This is a genomic window from Collinsella sp. AF05-9, assembly GCF_003465595.1.
Classification (GTDB): Bacteria; Actinomycetota; Coriobacteriia; order Coriobacteriales; family Coriobacteriaceae; genus Collinsella.
This window is the reverse complement of sequence record NZ_QSBB01000001.1, coordinates 158,271-182,120: the sequence shown is the minus strand read 5'-3', so window position 1 is coordinate 182,120 and position 23,850 is coordinate 158,271. Positions and strand designations below refer to the sequence as shown.

Annotated in this window: 19 protein-coding genes; 17 read left to right on the top strand and 2 right to left on the bottom strand. The window is 59.5% G+C overall.

What is annotated here, in order from left to right; translation table 11 throughout:
* The first annotated feature begins 178 nt into the window (after positions 1 to 178).
* From DWV43_RS00785 to DWV43_RS00740, 10 genes are all read left to right on the top strand, one after another.
* Positions 179 to 2,317, top strand: a complete 2,139-nt coding sequence (locus tag DWV43_RS00785) for a DUF4118 domain-containing protein (RefSeq protein WP_117816814.1) — start codon at positions 179 to 181, stop codon at positions 2,315 to 2,317.
* Positions 2,314 to 3,219: a hypothetical protein gene (locus DWV43_RS00780; RefSeq protein ID WP_117816813.1), complete on the top strand. Its 906-nt coding sequence runs from the start codon at positions 2,314 to 2,316 to the stop codon at positions 3,217 to 3,219. Before DWV43_RS00785 ends, DWV43_RS00780 begins: the two co-directional genes overlap by 4 nt.
* Positions 3,216 to 5,096 (top strand): DUF2194 domain-containing protein, encoded by a 1,881-nt coding sequence (locus DWV43_RS00775; protein WP_117816812.1) that lies wholly within the window; start codon positions 3,216 to 3,218, stop codon positions 5,094 to 5,096. The genes DWV43_RS00780 and DWV43_RS00775 overlap by 4 nt, the downstream gene beginning before the upstream one ends.
* Complete coding sequence (gene pelF, locus DWV43_RS00770) at positions 5,093 to 6,520, top strand: GT4 family glycosyltransferase PelF (RefSeq protein ID WP_117816811.1); 1,428 nt, start codon at positions 5,093 to 5,095, stop codon at positions 6,518 to 6,520. Before DWV43_RS00775 ends, pelF begins: the two co-directional genes overlap by 4 nt.
* A gap of 3 nt (positions 6,521 to 6,523) precedes the next feature.
* Complete coding sequence (pelG, locus tag DWV43_RS00765; protein WP_117816810.1) at positions 6,524 to 8,068, top strand: exopolysaccharide Pel transporter PelG; 1,545 nt, start codon at positions 6,524 to 6,526, stop codon at positions 8,066 to 8,068.
* Positions 8,058 to 9,827 (top strand): CotH kinase family protein, encoded by a 1,770-nt coding sequence (locus tag DWV43_RS00760; protein ID WP_117816809.1) that lies wholly within the window; start codon positions 8,058 to 8,060, stop codon positions 9,825 to 9,827. Before pelG ends, DWV43_RS00760 begins: the two co-directional genes overlap by 11 nt.
* Positions 9,814 to 10,605, top strand: coding sequence for a polyphosphate polymerase domain-containing protein (locus DWV43_RS00755; RefSeq protein WP_117816808.1), 792 nt, complete (start codon positions 9,814 to 9,816; stop codon positions 10,603 to 10,605). Before DWV43_RS00760 ends, DWV43_RS00755 begins: the two co-directional genes overlap by 14 nt.
* Positions 10,606 to 10,608: 3 nt before the next feature.
* Positions 10,609 to 11,274, top strand: a complete 666-nt coding sequence (locus tag DWV43_RS00750; RefSeq protein ID WP_117816807.1) for a DUF4956 domain-containing protein — start codon at positions 10,609 to 10,611, stop codon at positions 11,272 to 11,274.
* Between the two features lie 116 nt (positions 11,275 to 11,390).
* On the top strand, positions 11,391 to 12,362 hold the full coding sequence (locus tag DWV43_RS00745) for a LacI family DNA-binding transcriptional regulator (protein ID WP_233539171.1): 972 nt from the start codon (positions 11,391 to 11,393) through the stop codon (positions 12,360 to 12,362).
* Positions 12,363 to 12,574: 212 nt separating this feature from the next.
* Positions 12,575 to 13,567 carry a PLP-dependent transferase gene (locus DWV43_RS00740; RefSeq protein ID WP_117816806.1) on the top strand — a complete coding sequence of 331 codons (993 nt, stop codon included), beginning with the start codon at positions 12,575 to 12,577 and terminating at the stop codon, positions 13,565 to 13,567.
* A gap of 579 nt (positions 13,568 to 14,146) precedes the next feature.
* Here DWV43_RS00740 and DWV43_RS00730 read toward each other — a convergent pair.
* Positions 14,147 to 15,130, bottom strand: a complete 984-nt coding sequence (locus DWV43_RS00730; RefSeq protein ID WP_158569800.1) for a LacI family DNA-binding transcriptional regulator — start codon at positions 15,128 to 15,130, stop codon at positions 14,147 to 14,149.
* 258 nt (positions 15,131 to 15,388) lie between these two features.
* Here DWV43_RS00730 and DWV43_RS00725 point away from each other — a divergent pair, with 258 nt between their 5' ends.
* The 7 genes from DWV43_RS00725 to DWV43_RS00695 all read left to right on the top strand — a co-directional run bounded on the left by DWV43_RS00725 (position 15,389) and on the right by DWV43_RS00695 (position 23,093).
* Entirely contained in the window at positions 15,389 to 16,309 is a 921-nt protein-coding gene (locus tag DWV43_RS00725; RefSeq protein ID WP_158569799.1) for an alpha/beta hydrolase, read from the top strand.
* A complete protein-coding gene (locus DWV43_RS00720; protein WP_117816802.1) occupies positions 16,309 to 17,235 on the top strand; it encodes an alpha/beta hydrolase in 927 nt (308 codons plus the stop codon). Before DWV43_RS00725 ends, DWV43_RS00720 begins: the two co-directional genes overlap by 1 nt.
* Before the next feature lie 68 nt (positions 17,236 to 17,303).
* Positions 17,304 to 18,719, top strand: a complete 1,416-nt coding sequence (locus DWV43_RS00715; RefSeq protein WP_158569798.1) for a PTS transporter subunit EIIC — start codon at positions 17,304 to 17,306, stop codon at positions 18,717 to 18,719.
* A gap of 104 nt (positions 18,720 to 18,823) precedes the next feature.
* A complete protein-coding gene (locus DWV43_RS00710; RefSeq protein WP_147346248.1) occupies positions 18,824 to 19,675 on the top strand; it encodes an MBL fold metallo-hydrolase in 852 nt (283 codons plus the stop codon).
* Between the two features lie 4 nt (positions 19,676 to 19,679).
* Entirely contained in the window at positions 19,680 to 20,438 is a 759-nt protein-coding gene (locus tag DWV43_RS00705) for a ChbG/HpnK family deacetylase (RefSeq protein WP_117816799.1), read from the top strand.
* Between the two features lie 187 nt (positions 20,439 to 20,625).
* Positions 20,626 to 22,203, top strand: coding sequence for a glycoside hydrolase family 32 protein (locus DWV43_RS00700; protein WP_117816798.1), 1,578 nt, complete (start codon positions 20,626 to 20,628; stop codon positions 22,201 to 22,203).
* Positions 22,200 to 23,093 (top strand): ROK family protein, encoded by an 894-nt coding sequence (locus tag DWV43_RS00695; protein ID WP_117816797.1) that lies wholly within the window; start codon positions 22,200 to 22,202, stop codon positions 23,091 to 23,093. The genes DWV43_RS00700 and DWV43_RS00695 overlap by 4 nt, the downstream gene beginning before the upstream one ends.
* Positions 23,094 to 23,354: 261 nt before the next feature.
* Here DWV43_RS00695 and DWV43_RS00690 read toward each other — a convergent pair whose 3' ends face one another.
* The gene (locus DWV43_RS00690; protein WP_117816796.1) at positions 23,355 to 23,702 is read right to left on the bottom strand and encodes a winged helix-turn-helix domain-containing protein; all 348 of its coding nucleotides are present in this window, start codon (positions 23,700 to 23,702) and stop codon (positions 23,355 to 23,357) included.
* Positions 23,703 to 23,850: the final 148 nt, after the last annotated feature.

Here is a 23,850-nt window from a genome sequence, read left to right as displayed (position 1 = left end):
GGGCGGAGGCGGGGCATGCCCCGCCTCTTACACCACATCTCTGCGCGCTACCCTCGATGTCCCCACATCCTCTAAAAAAGTTCTTAAAACAGCCTTAAAGGTGCTCTGGCTCGCGTTGACAGCGTAAAATACGCATGTTTGACTATGAACAAAGTGGATTTTAGGGGAGGGGTGCGCCATGGAGGTGCTGGTTGTTGGCAACACCGCATATGTTGACGATGACTTTTGCGCCAAGGCATTCCCTGGGGACCACGTTAAGGTCGTCGCTGCAGCGGAAGCGCGCCGCGACGAGTCGTCGCCCCATGCCTCGTGGAAAGAGCTCCTCCAGCACCTGGATCAGGCCTACGAGTTCGACCGCGTGGTTTACCTGTCTAATTACCTTACCCCGCATACCGATTCCGTGGGCGATATCGAGCTGCTGCGCTCGGTCTTTCGTGCGTGCGCGGGTCGCCGGATCCAGCTGTTGTATATAGCAGGTCCCGCGGGTGCCGAGGGTGCCGCCGATGCCGCGGGGCGAACGGGCAAGGGCATTATCGCGCACGCAGCCAACGACCTGTGCCGCTACTACGCTGCTCGCGAGGGCGTTCAGACTAAGATCCTGCGCGTGCCGTTCCTGTATACCGCGTCTGCCACGCTGGAGGACCCGTTTTTGGTGCCGATGCTCGACGAATGCTCAACCGGATCGGCCGCTCTGCAGGGCGCGCAGGATGCGGCGTTTCCTCTGCTGTGTGCCGAGGAGCTTGCGGTGCTGGTACGCCGTATCTTCGACAGCTGGAATGGTAACTTTGAGACTCTCGACGTAGCCGATACCTTCCATCACACGGTGGGTGAGGTGGGCGAGGCCCTTCAGGCACTGTTCCCAGGGCTCTCAGTTGCCTATGGCGATTCTGCCGGCTACGCCCTGCCCGCCAGCGACGTCGCTCGCGTGCGCTATGGCTGGTTTCAGCGCTACGACTTGCTGCGCGACCTCTCGACCATTCAGGCTCGCTGGGATGCTGGCCGTGCAAAGAAGGTCAACCCCTTGCGCGCGGCCATCGACCGCATTCAAATGCGCACGCTGCCTGTCAAATGCCTGGAGACGGCAGCCGCCTGGGTGCTCTTTGAAGTGCTGGAGCGCTTGTTCTCCCAATCGACCCAGCTCAACGTGCTCGATTATCGCCTGCTCTACGTGGTGCTCATCGGCACGCTGTATGGCTTGGACTTTGGCCTGGTTGCGGCGCTGCTGGCGTCGGTGGGTTTGGCTGCGAGTTACTTTACTTTGTACGGCTATACCTTCCAGGGCCTGTTCTACGAGCCGTCCAACTGGCTGCCGTTTATCGCGTACTTTGTTGTGGGTGCCGTGTGCGGCTATGTGCAGCTGCGCAACAGCGAAGCCATTAGGGCGGAGCGCGATCAAAACGAGCTCGTGCGCAACCGCAATACGTTCCTTACGCAGCTCTACCATGACGCGATCGAGGACAAGCGCGCGTACAGGCGCCAGATCGTGGGTCGCCACGACAGCTTTGGCAAGATCTTTGCCGTAACGCAGGAGCTTGACGTCTTCAACCCACGCGACATCTATCGCAAGTGCTGCGAGCTTCTGGGCGAGATCCTCGAGAACGATTCGGTGGCGATCTACCATGTTTCGGGCGGAGCATTTGCACGCCTGGTGGCAGCAAGTCCCGCGATTGCCGAAGATGCCGCACGCTCGCTCACGCTTGAGCAGCTTGCACCTCTTTTGGGCGACGGGGGTCGTTCGAATCTGTGGGTGAACCGCGAGCTGACGCCGGGGCTTCCCATGTTTGGATACACGATCGAGCGCGACGGTTCGCCCGCCGTGTTGATCTTTGTGCGCTGTGCGGCCCAGAACCAAATGACGCTCTATTACCAAAATCTGTTCCGCATCTTGTGCGGCCTGGTCGAAAGCGCACTGGGCCGTGCCTTTGACTATGAGGCGGTGGCACAGGATAAACGCTGCGTTGACGGCACTTGCGTGCTCAAGCAGGCTGCCTTTGGCCAAGAGCTCGCGGCCGAGCAGGCGCTGGCAGATGCCAAGATGGGCAGCTTTTTGCTCCTGCGCGTGGTACCGGGCATGGAGGCTGTCGGCGAGCTGGTGGGCGCAATTGGGTCGGCAATCCGCGAGAGCGATGCGGCGGGCTTGGTCGACGGCGACGTGCTTTACCTGCTTATGCGCCAGGCAAAGGCGTGCGATCTGCCCATTATCCGCGAGCGCCTGAGCGCAAAGCAGATTGCGGTGGAGCCCGTCGACGGCGAGGACATCGTGGCGCTGCTGCAACACATTGCTGACACCGGTGACGGTGAGGGGGGTGCCGCTTGATCTCGCTTGTCGTTGCCGCCGTCTTGTTGCTGATTCATGCGCTGGTTTGCCTGATGCTGTGGACGCTCATGAAGTTGGGCCTGCTGCCGGTGCGCGGGCACATGCTGGCTGTAATAGTGCTGGTGCCGCTGTGGGGCCCGTTGCTGGTGGTCCTGCTATCGGTCCGCAGCGCGGTGTTTGGCGAGGGGCTGAAAGAGTTCGCGCTGGAGTCGCTGCGCTTCAACGACGACCTGCATCGCAGCATCCTAGTGCACGAACGTGATGCCGATGCAGGCGTAGTGCCGCTCGAGGAGGCGCTCATCGTCAACGACCCGGCAGAACGGCGCCGCCTAATGCTCTCCATGCTCACCGAGGAGCCCGACGCGTACCTGGCGCAGCTGCAGGCGGCTAAGCTTAACGACGACGTTGAGGTGGCGCACTATGCCGCGACGGCGGTGGCGCAGATCTCCAAGGAGTCCGACCTTAAACTGCAGCAGTTGGAACGTGCCTTTAAGACCGACCCGAGCGCGCAAAACCTCAATGAATACTGCAATTTTCTTGGCGAATACTTGGGCTCGGGTTTGGCCGAGGGGCGCGTGGCTCAGATTCAGCGCCAACAGTACGCGCGCCTGCTTGCGCGTCGCTGCGAGCGCGAGGACACCCTTGAGCTTCGCATTCGATACGCGACGGCGCTGGCCGATGTCGGACAGATCGACGAGGCGCAGGCCGTGACCGACCAGCTGGTGCTCGACGTGCCCGAGGAGCAGGAGGTTTGGATGCTTTGCCTGCGCCTGGCGGTGATGCGCCGCGACGGTGACGAGGTCCACCGCGTGATCGATGCGATTGACAAACAGCATGTATACTTGAGCGCCGCCAACCGCGAGGAACTGGCGTTTTGGCGCAACGGAGAGGAGGCCCGATGAGCGTGATACAGCATATCCGCGACCGTGCGGGCCATTTTCGCTGGATGGGGCTGCTTGTGGTGTGGGCGGTCTTTATTGCCATGGCCGCCGTGCTGCTGGTGGAGCGCGCCGGCGTACAGTACAGTGCGGGCCAGCATAAGCTGGGGATGCTTGCCGCCAACGATGCGGTTCCGGCCTCCTCGGCAATATTTGGCCAAAAGCCCACGTGCCTGGTCATTACCGATTCCGACCAAGCTGGCGTCGAGGACGTAAAGGAGCAGTTTGACCAGATCCTGCTCGACATGAAGATCGCGCACCGCGCCGTGGACCTTGCCCTGGACGGCGTGGATGCCATTCCCTCGCTGACCTCCTTCGATCGCGTGATTTTGCTCATGCCGTCGCTCGATGGGCTCGGTACGCACCTGAGTGACATTATGAGTTGGGTGAGTGCCGGTGGTTCGCTTATGCTCGCCATGCCTCCGGATAACTCGAGCTATCTGCAAGTAATTGCCCCCAAGCTTGGCATTGAATCGGCCGGATATGACTATGTAAAAGCCGAAAGCATTGTGCCGAGCGAGGACTTTATGCTGGGCGGGGGAGAGCGCTACGAGCTCTCGGACCCCTTCGATTCGTCGCTTTCGGTTTCGCTGCGCGAGACGGCTCGTGTGTGGGCTAAGACCGGCGATGCGGGCGCCCCGCTCATTTGGTCGAATGACTGCGGTAGCGGGCGCACCGTGGTATGCAATATCGGTATCTATGACAAGGTTATGCGCGGTTTTTACGCCGCGGCGATCAGCCTGCTGGGCGATGCCACGGCCTATCCGGTCATCAACAGCGCCGTTTTCTACCTAGACGACTTTCCCAGCCCCGTGCCCTCGGGCGATGGCACCTACATCAAGCGCGACTACGGGCTTTCCATTGCCGATTTTTACACCAAGGTTTGGTGGCCCGATCTGCAAAAGCTCGCGCAAAAATATGGCATTCGCTTTACCGGCGTGATGATCGAAAACTACGAGGACGCGGTCAACCAGACCGAGCCCGCGCGCCAGGCCGATACCACGCAGTTCCGCTACTTTGGCGGCATGCTGCTGCAGATGGGCGGAGAGCTGGGCTTTCACGGCTACAACCATCAGCCTCTGGCGCTCTGGGATACCGACTATGGCAAGCTGTACGACTACAAGACGTGGAAGAACGAGGAAACGCTCGTCGCGTCGCTCAACGAGCTCATCGCCTTTCAGGACGAGGTGCTGCCCAACGCGCACGGCTCGGTCTATGTGCCACCGTCGAATATCCTTTCGGCCCGTGCGCGCAAGCTTATTGGCACCGACGTTCCGCGCATTAAGACCATCGCCAGTACGTATTTTGAGGATGGCACCGACTTGCCCTATGTGCAGGAGTTTGGCGTGGCGAGCGATGGCATTGTGGAGCAGCCACGTATTGTCTCGGGCGGCATGGTCAACGATTCCTATATGCGTCTGGCAGCCGTGTCCGAGCTCAACATGCACTACGTGAGTACGCACTTTATGCACCCGGATGATCTGCTCGATCCCGATCGCGGCGCCAAGGAGGGCTGGGAGGTCTACAAGGGCGGTCTGACCAACTACCTGGAGTGGCTTACCAAGTCTGCGCCCGACCTGCGGCGCCAGACCGGTTCGGAATGCTCGGGCGCCATCCAGCGCTTTTCGTCCGTGACGGTGAGCGTGGATACAAGTGCGGATGCCTGGACGCTCAGCCTGGGCAATTTCCACGACGAGGCGTGGCTCATGTTCCGCGCCAACAACGGTGAGCCCGGTGCAGTCACGGGTGGCGAGATTACGCATCTGACGGGCGACCTGTACCTGGTCAAAGCCACGGACAAGACGGTGACCATTGCACGCAAGGAGGGTGGCGACAAATGAGAATCTGCTTGGTACTCGAGGGTTGCTACCCCTATGTGCACGGCGGCGTGTCCACCTGGATGCACGGCTACATACAGGCCATGCCCGAGCACGAGTTTGTGCTGTGGGTGATTGGCGCGCATGCTGTCGACCGCGGCAAGTTTGTCTACGAGCTGCCCGGCAACGTGGTCGAGGTGCACGAGGTGTTTCTGGACGACGCCCTGCGCCTATCGGGCGAGCAAGAAGAGGCCGACTTTAACGCCCGCGAGCGCGAGGCGCTGCGCCGCCTGGTGTCGCTCTCCAATCCGGACTGGGACGTGCTATTCGATATCTTCCAGCGCCGTCGCGTGCATCCGCTCTCGTTTTTGCAGAGTCGCGCCTTTATGGATATCTTTCGCGACGTGTGCCTGGCCGAGTACCCATACACGCCCTTTGCCGATGCATTCCACACCATGCGCTCCATGCTGCTGCCCGTGCTCTACCTTCTGGGCAGCGAGGTGCCGGTGGCCGATGTGTACCACGCCATCTCGACCGGCTACGGTGGCCTGCTCGCCTGCCTGGGCTCAAGCGGTCACCATGCGCCGGTGCTGCTGACCGAGCATGGCATCTATACTCGCGAACGCGAGGAAGAGATCATTCGCGCTGACTGGGTGGTGCCGTCGTTTAAAGACCGCTGGATCCGCTTTTTCTACCTGCTTTCGGAGGAGATCTACCGTCGCGCCTTCCGCGTGACCAGTTTGTTCCATAACGCCCGTAAGACGCAGATCGACATGGGCTGCGATGCGGACAAATGCCTGGTCATCCCCAACGGCATCCAGTTTGACCGCTTTAAGGACATTCCCTTAAAGCCCGATGACGGCTGGGTGGACATTGGCGCGGTGGTGCGCCTGGCGCCCATCAAGGACGTCAAGACCATGATCTATGCCTTCTTTGAGCTGCACGAGCGCCTGCCCCGCGTGCGCCTGCACATTATGGGCGGCGTGGATGACGAGGAGTACGGCGCCGAGTGTCACGCGCTGGTCGATACCCTGGGCGTGCGCGACCTGATCTTTACCGGCCGCGTCAACGTGGTCGAGTACATGGAAAAGCTCGACTTTACCATTTTGACGAGCATCTCCGAGGGCCAGCCGCTCAGCGTGCTGGAGTCGCTTGCTGCACGTCGCCCCTGTGTGACGACTGAGGTCGGCTGCTGCCGTGAGCTGCTCGAGGGCGCCCCCGGTGACGACTTTGGCGTGGCAGGTTTTGTGACGCCGCCCATGTATCGCAAGGGCTTGGCCGATGCCATGGAACGCATGTGCGCGAGCCGTGCCCGCCGTATCGAGATGGGGGAGCGCGGCCAGCGTCGCGTTGCCACATACTTTTTGCACGAGCAGATGCTCGCCAACTATCGCGCGCTGTACGACGAGACGGCGCGTGCGTTTGACCTGCCCAGAGAGGGGGAGTAGCCGGTGGCCGGAATCGGTTTTGAGCTCAAACGCCTGTTTAGGCGCAAAGGTCTGTTTGCCACGATGCGCGCCTATGGCTACGCCGGCATTGTGTGCACGGGCCCCATGCTGCTGGGCGTGCTGCTCCAGGTGGGTATCTTGGTGCTGTGCAGCCTGTGGGGCGTCGGTCGCGCCAACCAGGATTTGCTGGTGTGCATGGTGACCTATACGCTGCTGGCCTCGCTTACGCTCACAAGCTTTTTCTCCATGCCGGTCACGCGCTTTTTGGCCGACATGCTGTTTGCCGAGCGCGAAGAAGAGGTCCTGCCCTCGTTTTGGGGTTCCAACGCCATCATGCTCGTTGCGGGCACGGTGCTCTACGGCGTCTTTTTGCTGTTCTCGGGCGCCACGCTGCTGCAGGGGCTGCTGTGCCTGTGGCTGTTCAACATTATGATCGTCAGCTGGAACGGCATGAGCTATCTCACGGCCATCAAGGATTACCGCGGCATTCTGTGCAGCTTTGCTGCGGCCATTGGCGTGGCGTGCCTGTGCGCCCTGGCCGCGCTGGCGCTGGGGCTGCCGCCGGTCGAGGGCCTGCTGGCCTCGATCGCCCTGGGCTATGGTGTGATGCTCGCCTGGGACGTGGTGCTGCTGTACCGGTATTTTCCTCAGAGCGATCGCAGCCCCTGGCTCTTTTTGCGCTGGCTCGACCAATTTATGCCGCTGGCGCTCACGGGCCTGTTTACCAACCTGGGGCTCTTTGCGCACCTGGTGATTATTTGGGCAGGGCCCATTGGCGTGCAGGTCAAAGGCCTGTTTTACGGCGCGCCCTATCATGATGTGCCGGCGTTGCTTGCGTTTTTGACCATTCTGGTCACGACCGTCAACTTTGTGGTGTCGGTCGAAGTCAACTTCTATCCGCGCTACCGCGACTACTACAGCCTGTTTAACGACGGCGGCGTGGTGGGCGACATCGTGGTGGCCGAGGAGGAAATGCTCGCCACGCTCAACCGGGAGCTACGGTTTTGCGCGCTCAAGCAGCTGTTTGTGACGGCGGCAGTCATCTCGCTCGAGACCACGGTGCTCTCGGCCCTGCCACTGGGCTTCAACAACCTGATGCACGGGTATTTCCGTACGCTGTGCGTGGGCTATGGCCTGTATGCCGTGGGCAATACAATCCTGCTGATCTTGCTGTACTTTACCGACTACAAGGGCGCCGTGCTTGCCTCCGGGCTGTTCGCGGGCGTGGCGGGGCTGGCGACCATCGTCTCGCTGTTCTTTCCGCAGCAGTTTTATGGCTTTGGCTTTTTGCTCGGCGCGGCGGTGTTTTTTGTTGTGGCGCTCATGCGGCTCGATACCTATACTGCCAACTTGCCGTATCGTATCCTGAGTCAGCAGCCCATTGTGGCGACCGACAAGACGGGTCGCTTTACGGAGTTGGGCTGCTTGCTCGACCGTGCCGAACAGCGTTACGAGGAGCTGCGTCTAGAGGGCGAGCCGCATGGCGTGTTTGAGCGCACGGTGGCCCGTGTGTATCAAAACCATTGGGGAGGTTCTGATGACCGATAGGATGATGTCTCGCCGTCGCCTGTTTGAGGCGGCTGCCGGTGCGCTGCTGCTTTCGGGCTGCTCGTCTCAGGACGACTCCTCGACCAAAAAGGTCAAAAAGCAGGGCAAGATTAACAAGGCCGAGGCCTCGGGCGAGACCAAGCACCTGCGTGATAAGGACGAGCTGTACGAGGTCTATGACGACTCGGGCATTGTGACCATGTACCTGACTGTCTCGCGCGGCAACAGCTCCGAGAACACGGACCATAGCTGGGCCGAGATCAACACGTACTCGGTGTATGACTATGCCGACATGGGCGTGACGCGCTATCAGGTTATGGGCCTGCTGCAGGCGGGCGACGAAGACGGCCCGGTGGCCGGCGAGGTTGGCTATGGCGAGGAAGCGCCCAATGCCACCGTGCAGGTGCGCGGTCAGACATCGAGCTCCTACACGCAAAAGAATTACAAGGTGGAGCTCAAAAAAGGCAAGGGCACCTGGCGCCAACAGCGCGCGATTGCGCTCAACAAGCACATGGGCGAGGGTATGCGTTTTCGTAACAAGATGGCCTACGACCTTATCCGCGGGATTCCCCAGATGATGGGCTTGCGCACGCAGTTTGTGCATCTGTGGGTGTGCGACCAGACCGAAAAGTCCAACGATACCTTTGAGGACTACGGCCTGTTTACGCAGGTGGAGCAGCTCAACAAGACGGCGCTTAAGGCACATGGCCTGGATAAGAGCGGGCACCTGTACAAGGTGAACAGCTTTGATTTCCATCGCTACGAGGACACCATTAAGCTTGCCGACGATCCCGACTACAACCAGGCAAGCTTTGAGGGCATGCTCGAGATTAAGGGCGACTCGGACCATACTAAGTTAATCGAGATGCTCGATGCGCTCAACGACGATACGCAAAAGATCGACGATGTGCTCGACACCTACTTCGATACCGAGAATCTGGTCTATTGGCTGGCGTTTCAGATTCTGACAGGCAACTGCGATACGCAGAACCGTAACTGTTATCTGTACAGCCCGCTCAACTCAAATACCTGGTACTTTTTGGATTGGGATAACGACGGCATGCTGCGCAAGCTTGAGCTGAGCCTGAAGGGGTTCTCGGATTATTCGAGCTGGGAGCGCGGCGTGAGCAACTACTGGGGCAACGTGCTGTTTAATCGCGCGTTGCGCAGCAAGTCGTTCCGCAGCGAACTCGATATCGCCGTGAAGGATCTGCGCTCGTACATGACCAAAGAGCGTCTGAGCAAGATGATCGAGCATTATCGCGAGGTGACGGAGCCGCTTGTCTTTGCTGCGCCCGACCTGGAGAATTTGCCCGTGACTAAGGACGAATACGAGCAAATCGCCGCGGCGATTCCCTCCGAGATCGAGGAGAACTATAAGAGCTTTCGCGAGAGCTATAAAAAGCCCATGCCGTTCTACATTGGCGTGCCGCAGATCGATAACGGTAAGCTGCGCGTGAATTGGGACGCGTCGTACGACTTTAAGGCGCGCGACATTCGCTATACCGTGGAGCTGGCGCGTGATTACGCTATTACCGACGTGATCTTTAAAGCCGAGGACGTGCTGCTGCCCGAGGTGACCTGCGATGCGCCCGATGCCGGCCAGTATTTTGTGCGCGTGCGTGCTGCCAACTCCGACGGCTATACGCAAGATGCGTTTGACTACTATGTGACCGACGATGGCAAACAGTACGGCATGAAGTGCTTCTACGTGCAAGATGGCGGCAAGGTCGTGGAGGACACGTATGAGGAGGGCTAGCGCGCTGCTTGAACGCTTGGCGGCTCCGCCTGCGCGCACCACGCAGGAGCGTTACCGCCACGAGCTCAAATATCTTATTAACGAGGGCGAGCACGCTGCGCTTGCCTGTCGCATGGCGCCGGCGTTTAAGCTGGACAAGCATGCGCAGGCGGGCGGTTACACCATTCGCAGCCTGTACTTTGACGACTACTGTAACTCGGCCTACGAGGAAAAAGACGCCGGTATTCTCATGCGCAAAAAGTACCGCGTGCGCATCTATAACGGTGGCGACAAGGTGATTAAGCTCGAGCGCAAAAAGAAGTGCGGTAGCTGGATTTACAAAGAGGACGCGCCGCTCACGCGTGGCGAGTTTGAGCAGATTCTGGCCGGAGACTACGACTTTTTGCTGAGGAGTCCCTATCCGCTCTGTCGCGAGTTCTACATCGAGTGCATCTGCAACGTGATGCGCCCGAGGACTGTCGTGGACTACGAGCGCGAGCCGTGGGTGATGGATGAGGGCACCGTGCGCATCACGTTTGACATGAACGTGCGTGCCGCGGTGGGAAGCTTCGATATCTTTGACGCGACGCTGCCCGCGCTGCCGGTCCTGGAGCCCGGCAAGCTGGTGATGGAGGTCAAGTTTACGGAGTTTTGCCCGCAGCTGGTGCGCGATATGGTGCCGCCGGGCGCGGCCGAGCTTACGGCGGTCTCCAAGTACTGCCTGTGTTACGAAAAGACCGCCTACCTGCGTGGATTTAATTACTGGGAATCGGATTTTGAGAACCGAGGGGATATTTAGACCATGAGCACCAGGGACTTTTTTAAGAACTCCGTCTTGGAGGCGTTTGGCCAGGTCGACCCTGCCAAGATTGGCCTTTCGCTGCTCGTGGCGCTCGTCATGGGCATCCTGATCTATTACGTGTACAAGCGCTTTTTTACCGGCGTGGTGTATTCGCGCAGTTTTGCCGTGACGCTCGTGGGCATGTGCGTGCTCACCTGCATGGTCACGCTCGCGATCTCGACAAACGTGGTCATCTCGCTCGGTATGGTCGGTGCTCTGTCCATCGTTCGTTACCGTACGGCGGTCAAGGATCCGCTCGACCTGTTGTATCTGTTTTGGGCCATTACCACGGGCATTACGGCGGGTGCCGGCATGTACGCGCTCGTGGGGCTCACGGCAGTGGTGATCGTGGTGATGATTGCCGGCTTTGCGAGCCATCAGGACAAGGCGCGCGTGTACATGATGGTCATCCACTACACGGGCCAGACTACCGGCGATGATATCGTGCGCGCGTTTGGGCGCACCAAGTTTTCCGTCAAGTCCAAGACCATGCGCGGCGACAAGGTCGAGATGGCCGTCGAGGTGTTCTCGGACGGCGTTGACATGCCCTATGCGGACGCGATCCGTGCGCTCGACGGCGTAGAGGACCTCACGCTCATCCAATACAACGGTGAGTATCACGGTTAGTTGGGTTTCGGCGCTCGCTGACGTTTTTTCGACCTGGGTGAAATCAATTCATCTGGAGTGCCTTTATGGCTATCATGGTGAAAGCGATTTCAATGACAGGGGTACCATTGGTAAAGATGAAAGATGTCGCCGAGCTGGCGGGCGTTTCGAGCGCCGCGGTCTCGCGCTATCTTAACGGTGGCTATATTTCGGCAGATAAGGCCGAGCGCATTAAGCAGGCGATCGAGCAGACCGGCTACGTGCGCTCCAACCAGGCCCGCGCGCTGCGCACGGGGTCTACCAAGCTCATCGGCGTCATCGTGCCTAAGATCAACTCCGAATCGGTGAGCCGTATTACCGCCGGTATTGGCCAGGTACTCGGCCGCCGCGGCTACCAGATGTTGCTGGCAAATACCGACAATTTGGCGGAGCGCGAGCTCGAGTACCTGGACCTGTTTCAGAACCACCCGGTTGACGGCATCGTGCTCGTGGCAACCATGATTACCGATGAGCATCGCCACGCCATCGCATCCTGCCGCGTGCCGATGGTGCTGATTGGCCAAAACGTCGAGGGCGCGGCCTGCGTGTACCACGACGACTATGAGGCTGCTTTTGAGCTGGGCCGGGCGTTGGCTGGGCGTGTGACGGGCAAGATCGGCTACGTCGGCGTTACCGAGGACGACCAAGCCGCCGGCTACGATCGCCGTCACGGTCTGCAAGCCGGTCTGGCTGCTGCGGGCGTTGAGCTCGACCCCGCGATGATCCGCTATGGCTCGTTTACGTTGGATTCCGGCTATCGTGCCGCGCGTGAGTTGCTGCAGGCCGATTCGCATCTTGACTTTATTGCCTGTGCGACCGATACCATGGCCGCCGGTGCCCTGCGCGCGATCGATGAGGTGCGTGGCGCGGGAGAGGGCGCCCATCGCGTGAGCGGTTTTGGCGACAACGCCTTTTTGCGTGCGCTGACGGGCGGTATCCCTACCGTGCATTACGGCTATCTGACCAGTGGCGTTGAGGCCACGAGTATGTTGCTCGACGTGGTTGACGGCGTGGAGGGGGAGCGCGGCATGCGCGCGCTCAAACTGGATCATCAGCTCATGTGCGTGTAGCCGGCGGGCATTATTGCCCGTTCTTTCCGAGCCCTCAGCAAGGCCTTTAGTTTCCTCCAGATTCTGATCGGCTATCACAAGCTTGGCTTCTAGGCGTTTGGTCGTGGGCTGTCGGAGCGCTTGGCGGCGCTCTGGCGCTATACTGCAGCCGTTACCCATGATGCGGGGAACGCCCGTGTCATGGGTTTTTGCTTTTGAAGGGACGGTGCCGTATGGACGTGCGGGGATTCGAAGAGGCATGGAGTGCGCGTGCCCGTGCGCGCGAGGCTCGGTTGCTGGCGGCACCGCATGTGCCGGCGGCATTGTCGTTGCTGGGTATCGTGCGTCCCGGTGACCGTCTGGTGGCTTTCGCGGATGACTTCGCCGCTGCGTTTTCGCGCGGTTTTGAGGTCCACGATGTAGTGCTGGTGGGGGAGCTGTCCGTTGCGGCGTTTGAGGCTGCGTCCGAGGGTTTTGCCGATTCGTTTGACGCTGAGGCCCCGCATCTGTGGTGGTTCGTGAACTCCATTGGCGGCTTTGGCCTGCGCGTGCCCGACCTTCGCGCGTTGGGGCAGGCGGCGCGTGCGTGTGGTGCGTTGCTGGTGGTTGATAACACCGTTTCGTCGGTCTTTGGGTGCGATCCGCTGCGTTTGGGTGCCGTGCTGTCGCTCGAGGCACTCGACCGTGTGTGCGCTGGTGAGGGGCCGCGAAACCTGGTGGCCGTTTCGGTTGCGCGCTCGCAGCTCAAGCGCCATCGTATGGATGCTGCGGGTGAATGTGCGCATGCGGTGCTTGCTAGCTGCGGTTTGTCCACGCTCGATTTGGGCAACGATGAGGCCGGCGTGCTGGAGCGAGGCCTCGTTTCGCTCGAAGCCCGCATGCAGGCCCACTTCGACCGTGCCCGCGCTCTTGCGGAGTACCTGGCTGCGAATGAAATGGTGCGCAACGTGCGCTATCCCGGTCTGGCGTCGCATCCCGATCACGCGGTGGCGACGGGTGTCCTGGAACACGGCTTTGGCCCTGCAGTGGAGTTCGACCTGATACATCGCACGGCAGCCGATCTATTCGAAACCCTGCCCGACGAGTTCCGCGCATCACCCGCCGGCGGCGCAGCGACACGCCTCTCAGCTCCATGCGGCAAGCGGGCAGCCACCATCCGTCTCTTCGCCGGCACCGACAACCCCCTGCAAGTAGCCGCCACCCTAGACAACGCCTTCAAAAAGTAGCTAAAAAGCCCGCCCCAAAAAGCTACCCTGGTGCCGTGTCACGAAAACGGCCTATCTACCACGTTTAACCTCTAGGGGTCGACCATAGCCACATTTTTTGAAAATCGTCAAGCCTTCTACCAGTGGTTTTGTTTTCTTAATATCCGGTATGGTCGAGGGTATTCGGCTAAACGTAGTAGATGGGCCCATTTTGTGGCACGCAACTCAATTCGTAAGCGCGGCGGACTATTAAACAGCCCTAAACAGACTACTTTGCGTTGATGGTGGCGATGAGGCCGTCTTCTGGTGGTGCGACATGCTCTTGGTGGACTCCAGGACGGCCGCGGAGAAGCTCGCGACGATGCCCGCCGACGCCGACATGGGCCTGCTCTATAGGACCTACTCGGCCTCCTCGAAGCGTGAGGACGGCAGCTCGGAGTGGGACGACAGGCCCGTGTGGGGGCTCCACCACGGGGATCCGTACCCGTTCTGGCTTGATTGGCATCCGGGGGCAGGCGTTCCCTCGTGACACGCTTTTTGTCCTATAGCCCGTTTTCACGCTGTCGCCCTGCGGCGTTCGGTGAAAATAAGGTCGTTCGCCTACCGGGTCGTTGTTGGCCGAACGCTGCTTTTTCGTATGATGAGCTCTATCGGATAATCGCAACACTCCGGTTCGATCGAGTTTCCGCTTGCGAGCTCGATTGCCTTAAGCGCCACATCTCGTCCCAATGCCTCGTAATCGTATGCAATGCTGGTGAGAGATATTGATGGGAGGCTGCTGAAGGCGTGGTTTCCAAAGCTTGCGACTCGTATATCCCTTGGAACGGAAAGTCCTTTGGCATCGAGTGCGGAGAAGATTCCCAGGCAGAACCCATCTGATGCGGAAACAATGTAGTCGGGCTTCCATTCAAGCGCCTTAGCGGCACATGCATAGCCATGGTTGTCGACATGATCGACCTCGATAACGCGGACTTGGGTATCAGAGGATAGCGTGCTCAAGACGCCCCTACAGCGCTCTTCTCCTGCCGACGGGTCATCGGAACCCATGGATAGGTAGACAAGGCGCTCTGGGTGTTGCCGTGCGACGTGCTCGCCCAGGAGGCGACCTCCCGAGTAGTCGTCAATTTTGCACCAGGGGAGGGTGTCGTAAGTCCGCCCGAGGATGATGGTGGGCACTTTGATGCGCGATAGAAAGTCACGGTGCCCCTCGGTGATGAGCGCCGTGCCCAGTATGAGGGCATCGACTCCCTGCTGAATGAGCGCGCGCATATTCGCGATTTTGTTATCCTCGCCGGTTTCGTCGATCATGATGAATGGCTGATATCCGGCATCGTGGCACGCTGAGCTTATGCTCGAGAGCACGCGGTTTACACTTGGAGAGTCGAATCCGTCAATGAGAACACCAATCAAGTAGCTTCGATTTGTTTTAAGACGGCTGGCAAATATATTGCTTTGAAAGCCGGTCTGCTGGATGACGGCGGCGATTTTGTCTGCGGACTGTTGGGATATGCTCCCGCCGTTTAAATAGCGAGATACCGTGCTTTTTGATAAGCCGCTCAGGGCGGCCACATCTTTGATGTTCATTCCGAATAGTCCAATCGCCGATAACGACATGAGGTGCCTTTACTCGCGAGCGGATGCGCGTGGCGGGCAAAAAGTGTTCGGTTACATATTACGTTGCCGCACGCATTTTGAACGTGAGCGGTTGATATATGGCGGCGAACGGTAGCATCACAAGGTTCCGCGAAGTTTATCTTGACTGAATATGAAATCGAATACAGAATAAGAATCGTCAGTGGGAACGTTCCCACGTTGAGCCGGATGGTCGAGGGGGTGCCACTCATGTTTGATTCTTCCAATGACGCAATAACGTATCGCGTCAATAAGGACAAGCAGTTGGGAGCCATAAAACGCAGATTGGCCGAAGGGAATGAGGCGCGGCGCTTCGTAATCCAAACTTCTGCCGGCGAAATAGCCGTGTATCGGTATAGCGCAGTTGAGGGGAGGTCGTGCGATCAGGCGCTGCCACTCGTTTTTAATTTTCATGGAGGCGGGTATGTTCTACAAGACTGGGAGCTCGATATCCCGTTTTGCCGGGACCTCTCACGTTCAACTGGGTCAACGGTTCTCAATGTCGATTATCTCGTGGGGCCGGAGCACAAGTTTCCCGTCCCGCAGCACTCGGCTTTGGAGGTCATCAAGTATTGTGACGCCCATCGATCCGAAATGGGCCTTACAGGCGGCCCCATAATTGTTTGCGGTCACAGCGCGGGAGGCAATCTTGCTGCAGCCCTTTGCGTCTTGGCCTCTCGATCCGATGAGGTATCGATAGGTGGCCTCATCATGAACTATCCGCCGCTTGCGCCCCTGAGCGTTCAACGGCCAAGCGTGAATACCGGCTCGGCGCTATCACAAACGAGGATGCAACAGTACGCATCGTGGGCATATGCGACGGAGGCCGACATGCTGGACCCTGTTGCGTCTCCGCTTCTTGCCACGGATGTTGTGTGGCCGCCGGCTCTCGTGCACGCCGCCAGCTTGGACACGCTTTGCGAAGACTCGCGGCGCTTTGCCGCGATGCTGGACGAGGCCGGAGTGGCCGTAGATTACAAATGCTATGAGGGCTGCCACCACGGCTTTACTCATGAGGCTTTTGCGCGTGAATACGACCCGTGCGCTTCAAAGGACGTATTGATGCGAACGGCTGCGTTCGTGCGCCGTGTGGCAACTGCCGCGGTCGTTGATGAGGGGGGCGTGGCGTAATGTATACGACCGACATCAAGCTCGATGCTCAAGGTAGATCGACCCTGCGCACCTTTTTTCTTGAACCTAATATCTCTTATCAGGTTAAGAAGCTCCGACCGCTTGTGATCGTGTGCCCTGGTGGAGGCTATGTATTGCATGCGACAAAGGAGCAAGAGCCTGTTGCCATGCGCTTTGCTGGCGCAGGATATCATACCGCGGTATTGAGATATCCGGTTTTGTTTCGATCGCGCCCAAAGAAGCCAGGCGAAGAGCTTGTAATAGATCGTACAGCAACGTTTCCCGCCCCTTTGATTGCGCTTATGCAAGCGATGGCCTGGGTCCGGGCTCATGCTCAAGAGTATGCCATCGATGCATCTCGCATATACGTGGTTGGCTTCTCAGCTGGCGCCCATCTCGCCGCGTGTCTTGCCGAGCATTGGGATGATCCGGACTTGCTGAGCCAGGTGCCTGGGGTTGATCCGCGTGACTGCGCGCCCACGGGTGTGGTGCTTGGCTATCCGCTCGTGAACCCTTTGGATATGGCAACTCGCGCTGTTGACAGCTGTCCAAAAGAGATGCGTTGGCAAATTCCATATATCCAGCGCGCCCTGTTTGGGCGAAACGACGGTGCGGCCGAATGCGATGAGCGTTTCGACCTGATTTCCGGAGTGAGGCCTGATATGCCCAGGGTATTCATGTGGCAAACCGCGGAGGACCAAGTGGTTAATCCCGCTCGTGCGTGCCAGTTTGCCGCGGCCCTGATAGATGCTGGCGTTCCCTGCGAGTTTCATCTATTCCCAACGGGGCCACATGGAATGGCTCTCTGCGAGCCGACCTCTGCTGCAAAGGCTGAGGATGAAGATGCGTATGCCGCGGCGTGGGTGCCGCTTGCCCTCGCATGGTTGCGGCGCGACGAGCCGCATCGGGATCAGGCATCTCTTTAATAGTGTTTTGTTGCCGTAGTGGTCGAGCCTGGAGAATGGGCTTAGTCCACACGATGAAAGGAGACGGTATGGCAGACTACAAAAAGACAGCGGAAGGAGTACTCGCGGCAATTGGCGGGGCGGCCAACGTGGCGTTTGCCACGCACTGTGTGACGCGCCTTAGGTTCAACCTTGCCGATCAGGCGCTCGTTGACCGTGATGCGGTCCGCGCGGTACCTGGTGTTTTGGGGGAGCAATACTCTGGAGAGCAGTATCAGGTCATCATTGGCCCCACGGTCACCCATGTGTACAACGAAGTTTGCGAGGTCGGTGGCATCGAGCATCAGGCTGCTGTCGACGAGAACCTCGATTCGCAGTCGACGGAAGCTGAAAAGCAGCCTCTTACGCCGGCGCGCGTCGGTAACGCCATCCTTGACGCGCTGACTGGCTGCCTCACGCCGGTCATCCCCATGCTTGTTGCGGGCGGCTTGGTCAAGTTGATCCTCATGATCCTGGGCCCGTCCGCATTGGGCCTGGTCCAGGAGGGAAGCGATCTATTCAAGCTGCTCACCTTTGTTGGTGACGCAGGGTTCTACTTCTTGCCCATGGCGGTTGCATATACGGGATCGAAGAAGTTCGGTTCCAACACCGTGATCTCTGTGTTCATTGCCGGCATCATGCTGCACCCGACGATGGCGGAAATCGTGGCAGCCGGTAAGCCCTTCACCGTTTACGGGATACCCATGTGGCTTACCACGTATGGATCCACCGTATTCCCGATGATTCTCATCACCGCCGTGCAGGCACAGGTGGAAAAGCTGCTCAATCGCATCATCCCCGATCAAGTTCACCTCTTGTTCGTTCCCGTGCTCACCGTTCTTGCCATGACTCCGGTTGCCCTCTGCGTCCTTGGTCCTTGCGGCGCCATTATGGGTGTTGCGATTGAGTCCGCCCTCATGTGGGTTCACGATGTCCTCGGTCCGGTTGGAATCGCCCTTATCGGCGCGCTGTTCATGCCGCTTGTTGCCACGGGTATGCATCTTCCCATCATCGTGTTGGGCATGAGCACCCTTGCGACCCAAGGATATGAAAATGTCATTTTTGTCATGGGTGCTGCTTCCACGTTTGCTTCGATCGCTTGCGGCCTTGGCTTTCTCATTAAGGCCAAGACTGCCGAGGACCGCGAGCTCGGACTTAGCTGCTTCATTACCCAGGCACTCGTGGGAGTTGGTGAGCCGACCATCTTTGGCATCCTGCTTCGCTATCCGCGTGTACTGGCGTATCAGGCAATCGGCACGTTTGTGGGCACGCTGTACGCGGCGATCATGGGTGTCACCTGCTACGCTCCGCTCTATACGAATTTCACCGTGGTTCTCGAGTTTATCGGGGGAGATAGCATGGCAAACTTCGTGCATGCCTGCATCTCCGGTGGCATCGGCTTTGTTGTAACGCTTGCGCTTATTATGATTCTCGGTGTTGAGGGCAACAAGAGTCGCCAGTCTTAGAGGTGTGTTGTGGCGCCCGATTTGCGAATGCGCATTTCGGGCGCTTTATGTTCGTTGCGTCGCGGCACATGATGAGCTTGGTTTCCGTGGGAGGGTGATTTCCCGTGAGTTATACGGTGATTCGTATTGGTGTCAGGATGTATCGCATCGTCGATCCTCTTGGCGTAGCCATGTATCTTGTTTGCGGCTCGCGCCGTGCCGCTCTTTTGGACACGGGGTGTGGCGTGCCCGGGCTCGCTGCCGTTGTTCGGCAGATTACCAACTTGCCGGTCACAGTGCTTCTTTCTCACGGGCATGTCGACCATGCGATGGGGGCGGGAGAGTTTGGCTCGGCACATATGAACCTGATGGATCTTCCGGTGTATCGCGCCCACGCCGCTATTTCTTATCGCCAGCGATTTGTCGCTGGATGCGGATTTTCGAACATTGAGCTCGAGCCCCATCTTGAGGAGCGGGCATTGAAGCCCCTGCGCGGAGGCGATGTGTTCGACCTTGGCGGGGTTACCGTTGAGGCGTACGCCGTTCCAGGGCACACTCACGGATCCATGATTTTTTTGGTGCCGGAGGAACGCGCTGCCATGTTCGGCGACGCATGTGGGCCGGGGACGATTTTGCTTGAGGATTGGTCCACCGATGTGAAGACCTATCGGAGGGCCCTCGAGAGCGTGCGCGTGCTGGATGGTCGCTATGATCGCATCGTGCGAAATCACGGTACCTACGAATCGCCGGTCTTCTTGCTGGAGACGGTGATTGAGGTATGTGACGCAATTTTATCGGGTCATGACGATCGCGTGCCGCTTCCGCCGTCGTGCATGGATCTGTTGCCTCGTCCGGCCGCCCTGCCTGCGTATCGCGCCATACGAACAATGGTGACTCGTCAAGGTGAAGTCCGCGTGGATGGGCGCGAAGGTAACGTGAGCTATCGTGCCGACAAGGCTCCGCAGGGAAGGGGATAGGAACATGTCAAAAAGATTGCTGGTCAGAGCTGATGATCTGGGATTTAGCGAAGCGGTCAATTATGGGATTGAGCGCACCTTGCATACGGGAATCGTGCGCAGCGTCGGCGTTATGGCAAACATGCCCGCAGCGGAGCATGGTGTAAGGTTGCTGTCCGGTCATGATGTCGCAGTCGGTCTACATGCGTGCATTAGCGCCGGCGAGCCACTATCTGATTCGAGCCTTGTGCCGTCACTTGTGGAGTCAACTGGGCAGTTCCACGGAAGCGCCGCGTATAGAGCGGTCGAGGAAGATTTCGTTTCATTTGAAGAGGCATACCGGGAGATCCGTTTGCAGGTCGATCAACTTAAGTCTTTACTTGGACGACTCCCGGATTATATTGACATTCATGCCGTGCTTTCACCGTCATTTATGAGGGCGGCGGCAGCCGTTGCCGAGAAGCTCGGACTGCCTGTAAGCTTGTTGCCCGATCGCGGTTGTGACTCAATGAGGGTCGGCGGTTCGATTGTTCGTGTTTTGCCGATGCGCCCTGCCGCCTCTGTTCAAGATGCGCGCAAGCATTTTCTCGATGGCGCGGCGTCCATCAGTTTAGGGGAGACTGCAATGGCGATTTGCCATCCAGGGTACCTCGATGCTTACATCATGGAGCACTCTTCGCTTACGGAAAGCCGAACTTACGAAGCTGAGGCACTGAGTAGCGCCGGCATGATCGATCAACTTGCGCGGCTTGGAATCGAATTGATTGATTATCGAGTTTTATAGCTTCAATTCGGTATGTCACGGATGATGACGCTGCACTGTGCTCGGTTCGGTGGGGCATCATGGTTGAGTCTTTGCGTTTGAGGGAGCGGCGATGAGTGCCTCGAAAATAGTCCAAGGCGCTGCCCCGCATCCGCACCGCGCCACGTCCTCACGCACCTGAAGACGAATCACACGAGAAAGGACCTTCATGGCCAACGCACTTCAACGCGACTTGATGCAGCTGGTGAAGGCTGCCGAGGACGCCGCGTCGCGCAGGCCGCGCACCTGGGCCCAGACGTATCACTTGATGCCACCCGTGGGATGGCTCAACGATCCCAACGGTCTGTACCAGAAGGACGGCGTCTTTCACGCGTACTTCCAATATGCCCCCTTTGACGTCGAGGGCGGCGTCAAGATGTGGGGTCATAGCACGAGCTCCGACTTGGTGAGTTGGACGTACGAGGGCTGCGCGCTGTACCCCGACGAGCCGTTCGATTGCCATGGCGTGTACTCGGGCTCCGCACTTGTGCTCGACGACCACGTGAGCGTGTTTTACACCGGCAATGTCAAGCTTCCCGATGGGAATGGCGCCTACGACTACATCAACACGGGGCGTGAGGGAAATACTGTTATGGTGGATACCGCCGACGGCGAGACGTTCGGCGAGAAGCGCCTTCTGCTCGGCAATGCGGACTATCCAGCTGACCTCTCCTGCCACGTGCGCGATCCCAAAGTATGGCGCGCGGACGCCCCGTGCGGTAGGTACCTCATGGTGCTGGGGGCGCGCCGCCGTGGGGCTGCGGAGGAGGCCGGACCCGCAAAGGACTCCGTCCCGGCCTCGCCATCGCCCCGGCGCGAGCTCTTCGTGCGCTGCCATGGCGCCAGCTGCGAGCGCGATGCCGGAGAGGTGCTCGTGTACGCCTCGGACGAACTTCAGACATGGAGGCTGCAGAACAGGATCCAGTCCTCGGAGCGCTTCGGTTTCATGTGGGAGTGCCCCGATTATTTTGAGCTCGATGCTCTTCAGGTGCTCTCGTTCTCACCGCAGGGCCTTTTTGGCGGCGACTGGGAGCACCGCAACGTGTACCATTCGGGCTACGTGCCCTTTGCGGGCGACATCTGCGGGCGTTATGAGCTGGGGACGTTCCGCTTGTGGGACGCCGGATTCGACTTTTACGCTCCCCAGACTTTCGTGGCCGAGGATGGCCGCCGCATCCTCATGGGCTGGATGGGCATGCCCGAAGACGCCACCTACGGTAACGACCCGACGATCGTCGAGGGCTGGCAGCACTGTTTCACGGTGCCTCGTGAGCTCACGGCAGGGAATGGGGGCGTTGTGCTCCAGCGGCCCGTGCGCGAGCTCGCGTCCCTGCGCGGGCAGGCGCATCGAGCTGTGGATGAGCTGCACCTCGACGTGATACCGACGGCATGCGATATTGCGCTCGAGGACGTGGGCGATGAGATGCATGTGGTCCTGGGAGAGGAGCTCGAACTATTCGTGACTTGCGATCCGGACGAGAGGCTCATGCGGTTCGTGATGCGTTTCCGTGATGCCGGTCGCAATGCTGCCAGTTGCGGGCGCACGGAGCGCTGGGAGCGCGTCAATGCCGTGCGGTCGGTGCGCATTTTGGTCGATACGTCTTCGGTTGAGGTCTTTGTGAATGAAGGTGAGCTCGTCATGAGCACGCGCTGGTACCCGAGGAGCCGCTCGTGTGCCATCAGGGTGCCAGGCGCGCGCATCACGTGCTGGGAATTGAGCGCCAACGGGGAAAAGGGGGAGCTATGAGTCGTTTGCTGGGTGCCCTTGAGATGGGCGGGACGAAGATGGTGTGCGCGACTGGTCGCGCAGACGGGGAGATCGTGGAGCGCGTCCGAATCGACACCGCGGATCCTACCTCGACGCTGGAGGCGTGCGGGGCTTGGTTCGCTGAGCGCGGCGTGGAGGCCCTGGGTGTGGGTGCCTTTGGGCCCACCGATGTCGACCCGGCGTTGCCTCATTTTGGATGCATGCTCACGACTCCCAAGCCCGGCTGGTCGAACGTCGATGTCCTCGGCGCCCTGCGCTCCGTCATCGATGTCCCGGTTGGCTACGACACCGACGTCAACGCGGCATGCTTGGGCGAGGCCGTGTATGGGTGCGCCCGTGGCCTGCGCGACGTTCTTTACCTCACGATTGGCACGGGTGTGGGGGCCGGCGTGCTGGTGGAGGGCAATCTGCTTCATGGCGCGATGCATCCCGAGGCGGGCCACATCCCGCTTACGCGCGACCCAGCCGACCCGATGCCCTCCGGCGTGTCCGCCTGCCCGTTCCACACGAACTGCCTTGAGGGCCTCGCGTGCGGCCCGTCCCTGTGGAAGCGCTGGGGCGATCCCGTCGCGGCTGGCATGGTGGACGACCCGGGCAAGGTCGCGCTCATCGGCGGGTATCTCGGTCAGGCGCTCGCGACGTTCGTGTTGTGCTACATGCCCCGCAAGATCGTCATCGGCGGGGGCGTGGGCGATCACCTGCCGTTGCTGCCGCCAGCCCGCATCAAGCTTGCGGAGCTGCTCAACGGCTATCTCGCCATTCCCGAGATGGATGATCTCGATGCCTACGTCGTCGGTAATTCGCTCGATGGCGACCAGGGGATCTTGGGCTGTCTGGAGCTCGCGCGGCGCGCGCTTGGGGAGAACTAGGCTCGCGCGGGCGCGCAGGAGGCGGCGGGTTCGTCGCCGCTGCGCTGGCCTGAGATATGTGGTGACCCTCAGGATTATCTCGACGATGAAAGGGCAGTCGCAACGATGCTGTCCCAGCTTGAGCTTGAGGCTCGCTACGCGGGGGGGGGCTCGGCTGCGACCGCCCATTTTGTGTACGCTGATCATGCCAATGAAGTCATCGAACGCCGTGGCCTGGCACAAGAAGGGGACATCGTTGCTAAAAAGCCCGTCCCAAATGAGCTACTTTTCGGTGATGGTGGCAATGAGGGTGTCGGCCCGGGTTGCTATGACGTTGTTGATCTCCGTCTGCAGCGTTTCATAGGCCTCGATGGCGTGCTCGCCGGCGGGGGTGAGCGTGGATCCGCGGGCGCCGTCGCGCTCGATGAGTTTGCATCCCAGCTGCCCTTCGGCCTCGTTCACGATGCGCCAGGCCTTAGAATACGCCATGCCCATGCTTTTGGCGGCGCGGTTGAGTGAGTGCTCCCGGGCAATACCCTGCAGCAGCAAGACGCAGCCATGGCCGAACACGCCCGGCAAATCCTTGTCGCACGCTTGAATGACCAACTTTGCCGTCGTCTTGTACTTCATACGCTCCACGTCTCCCCGCTAAAGTGTTTGCTGGGCAAACGCAAAGCCTGCGTCAAACCCTCGTGTGCTCTTTCTAAACCATGCATTGTAGCAGTCAAAGTGCGTTAAGATACTTCCCCAGTATTGGGCGCCCAAGGTTGGGCTGGGT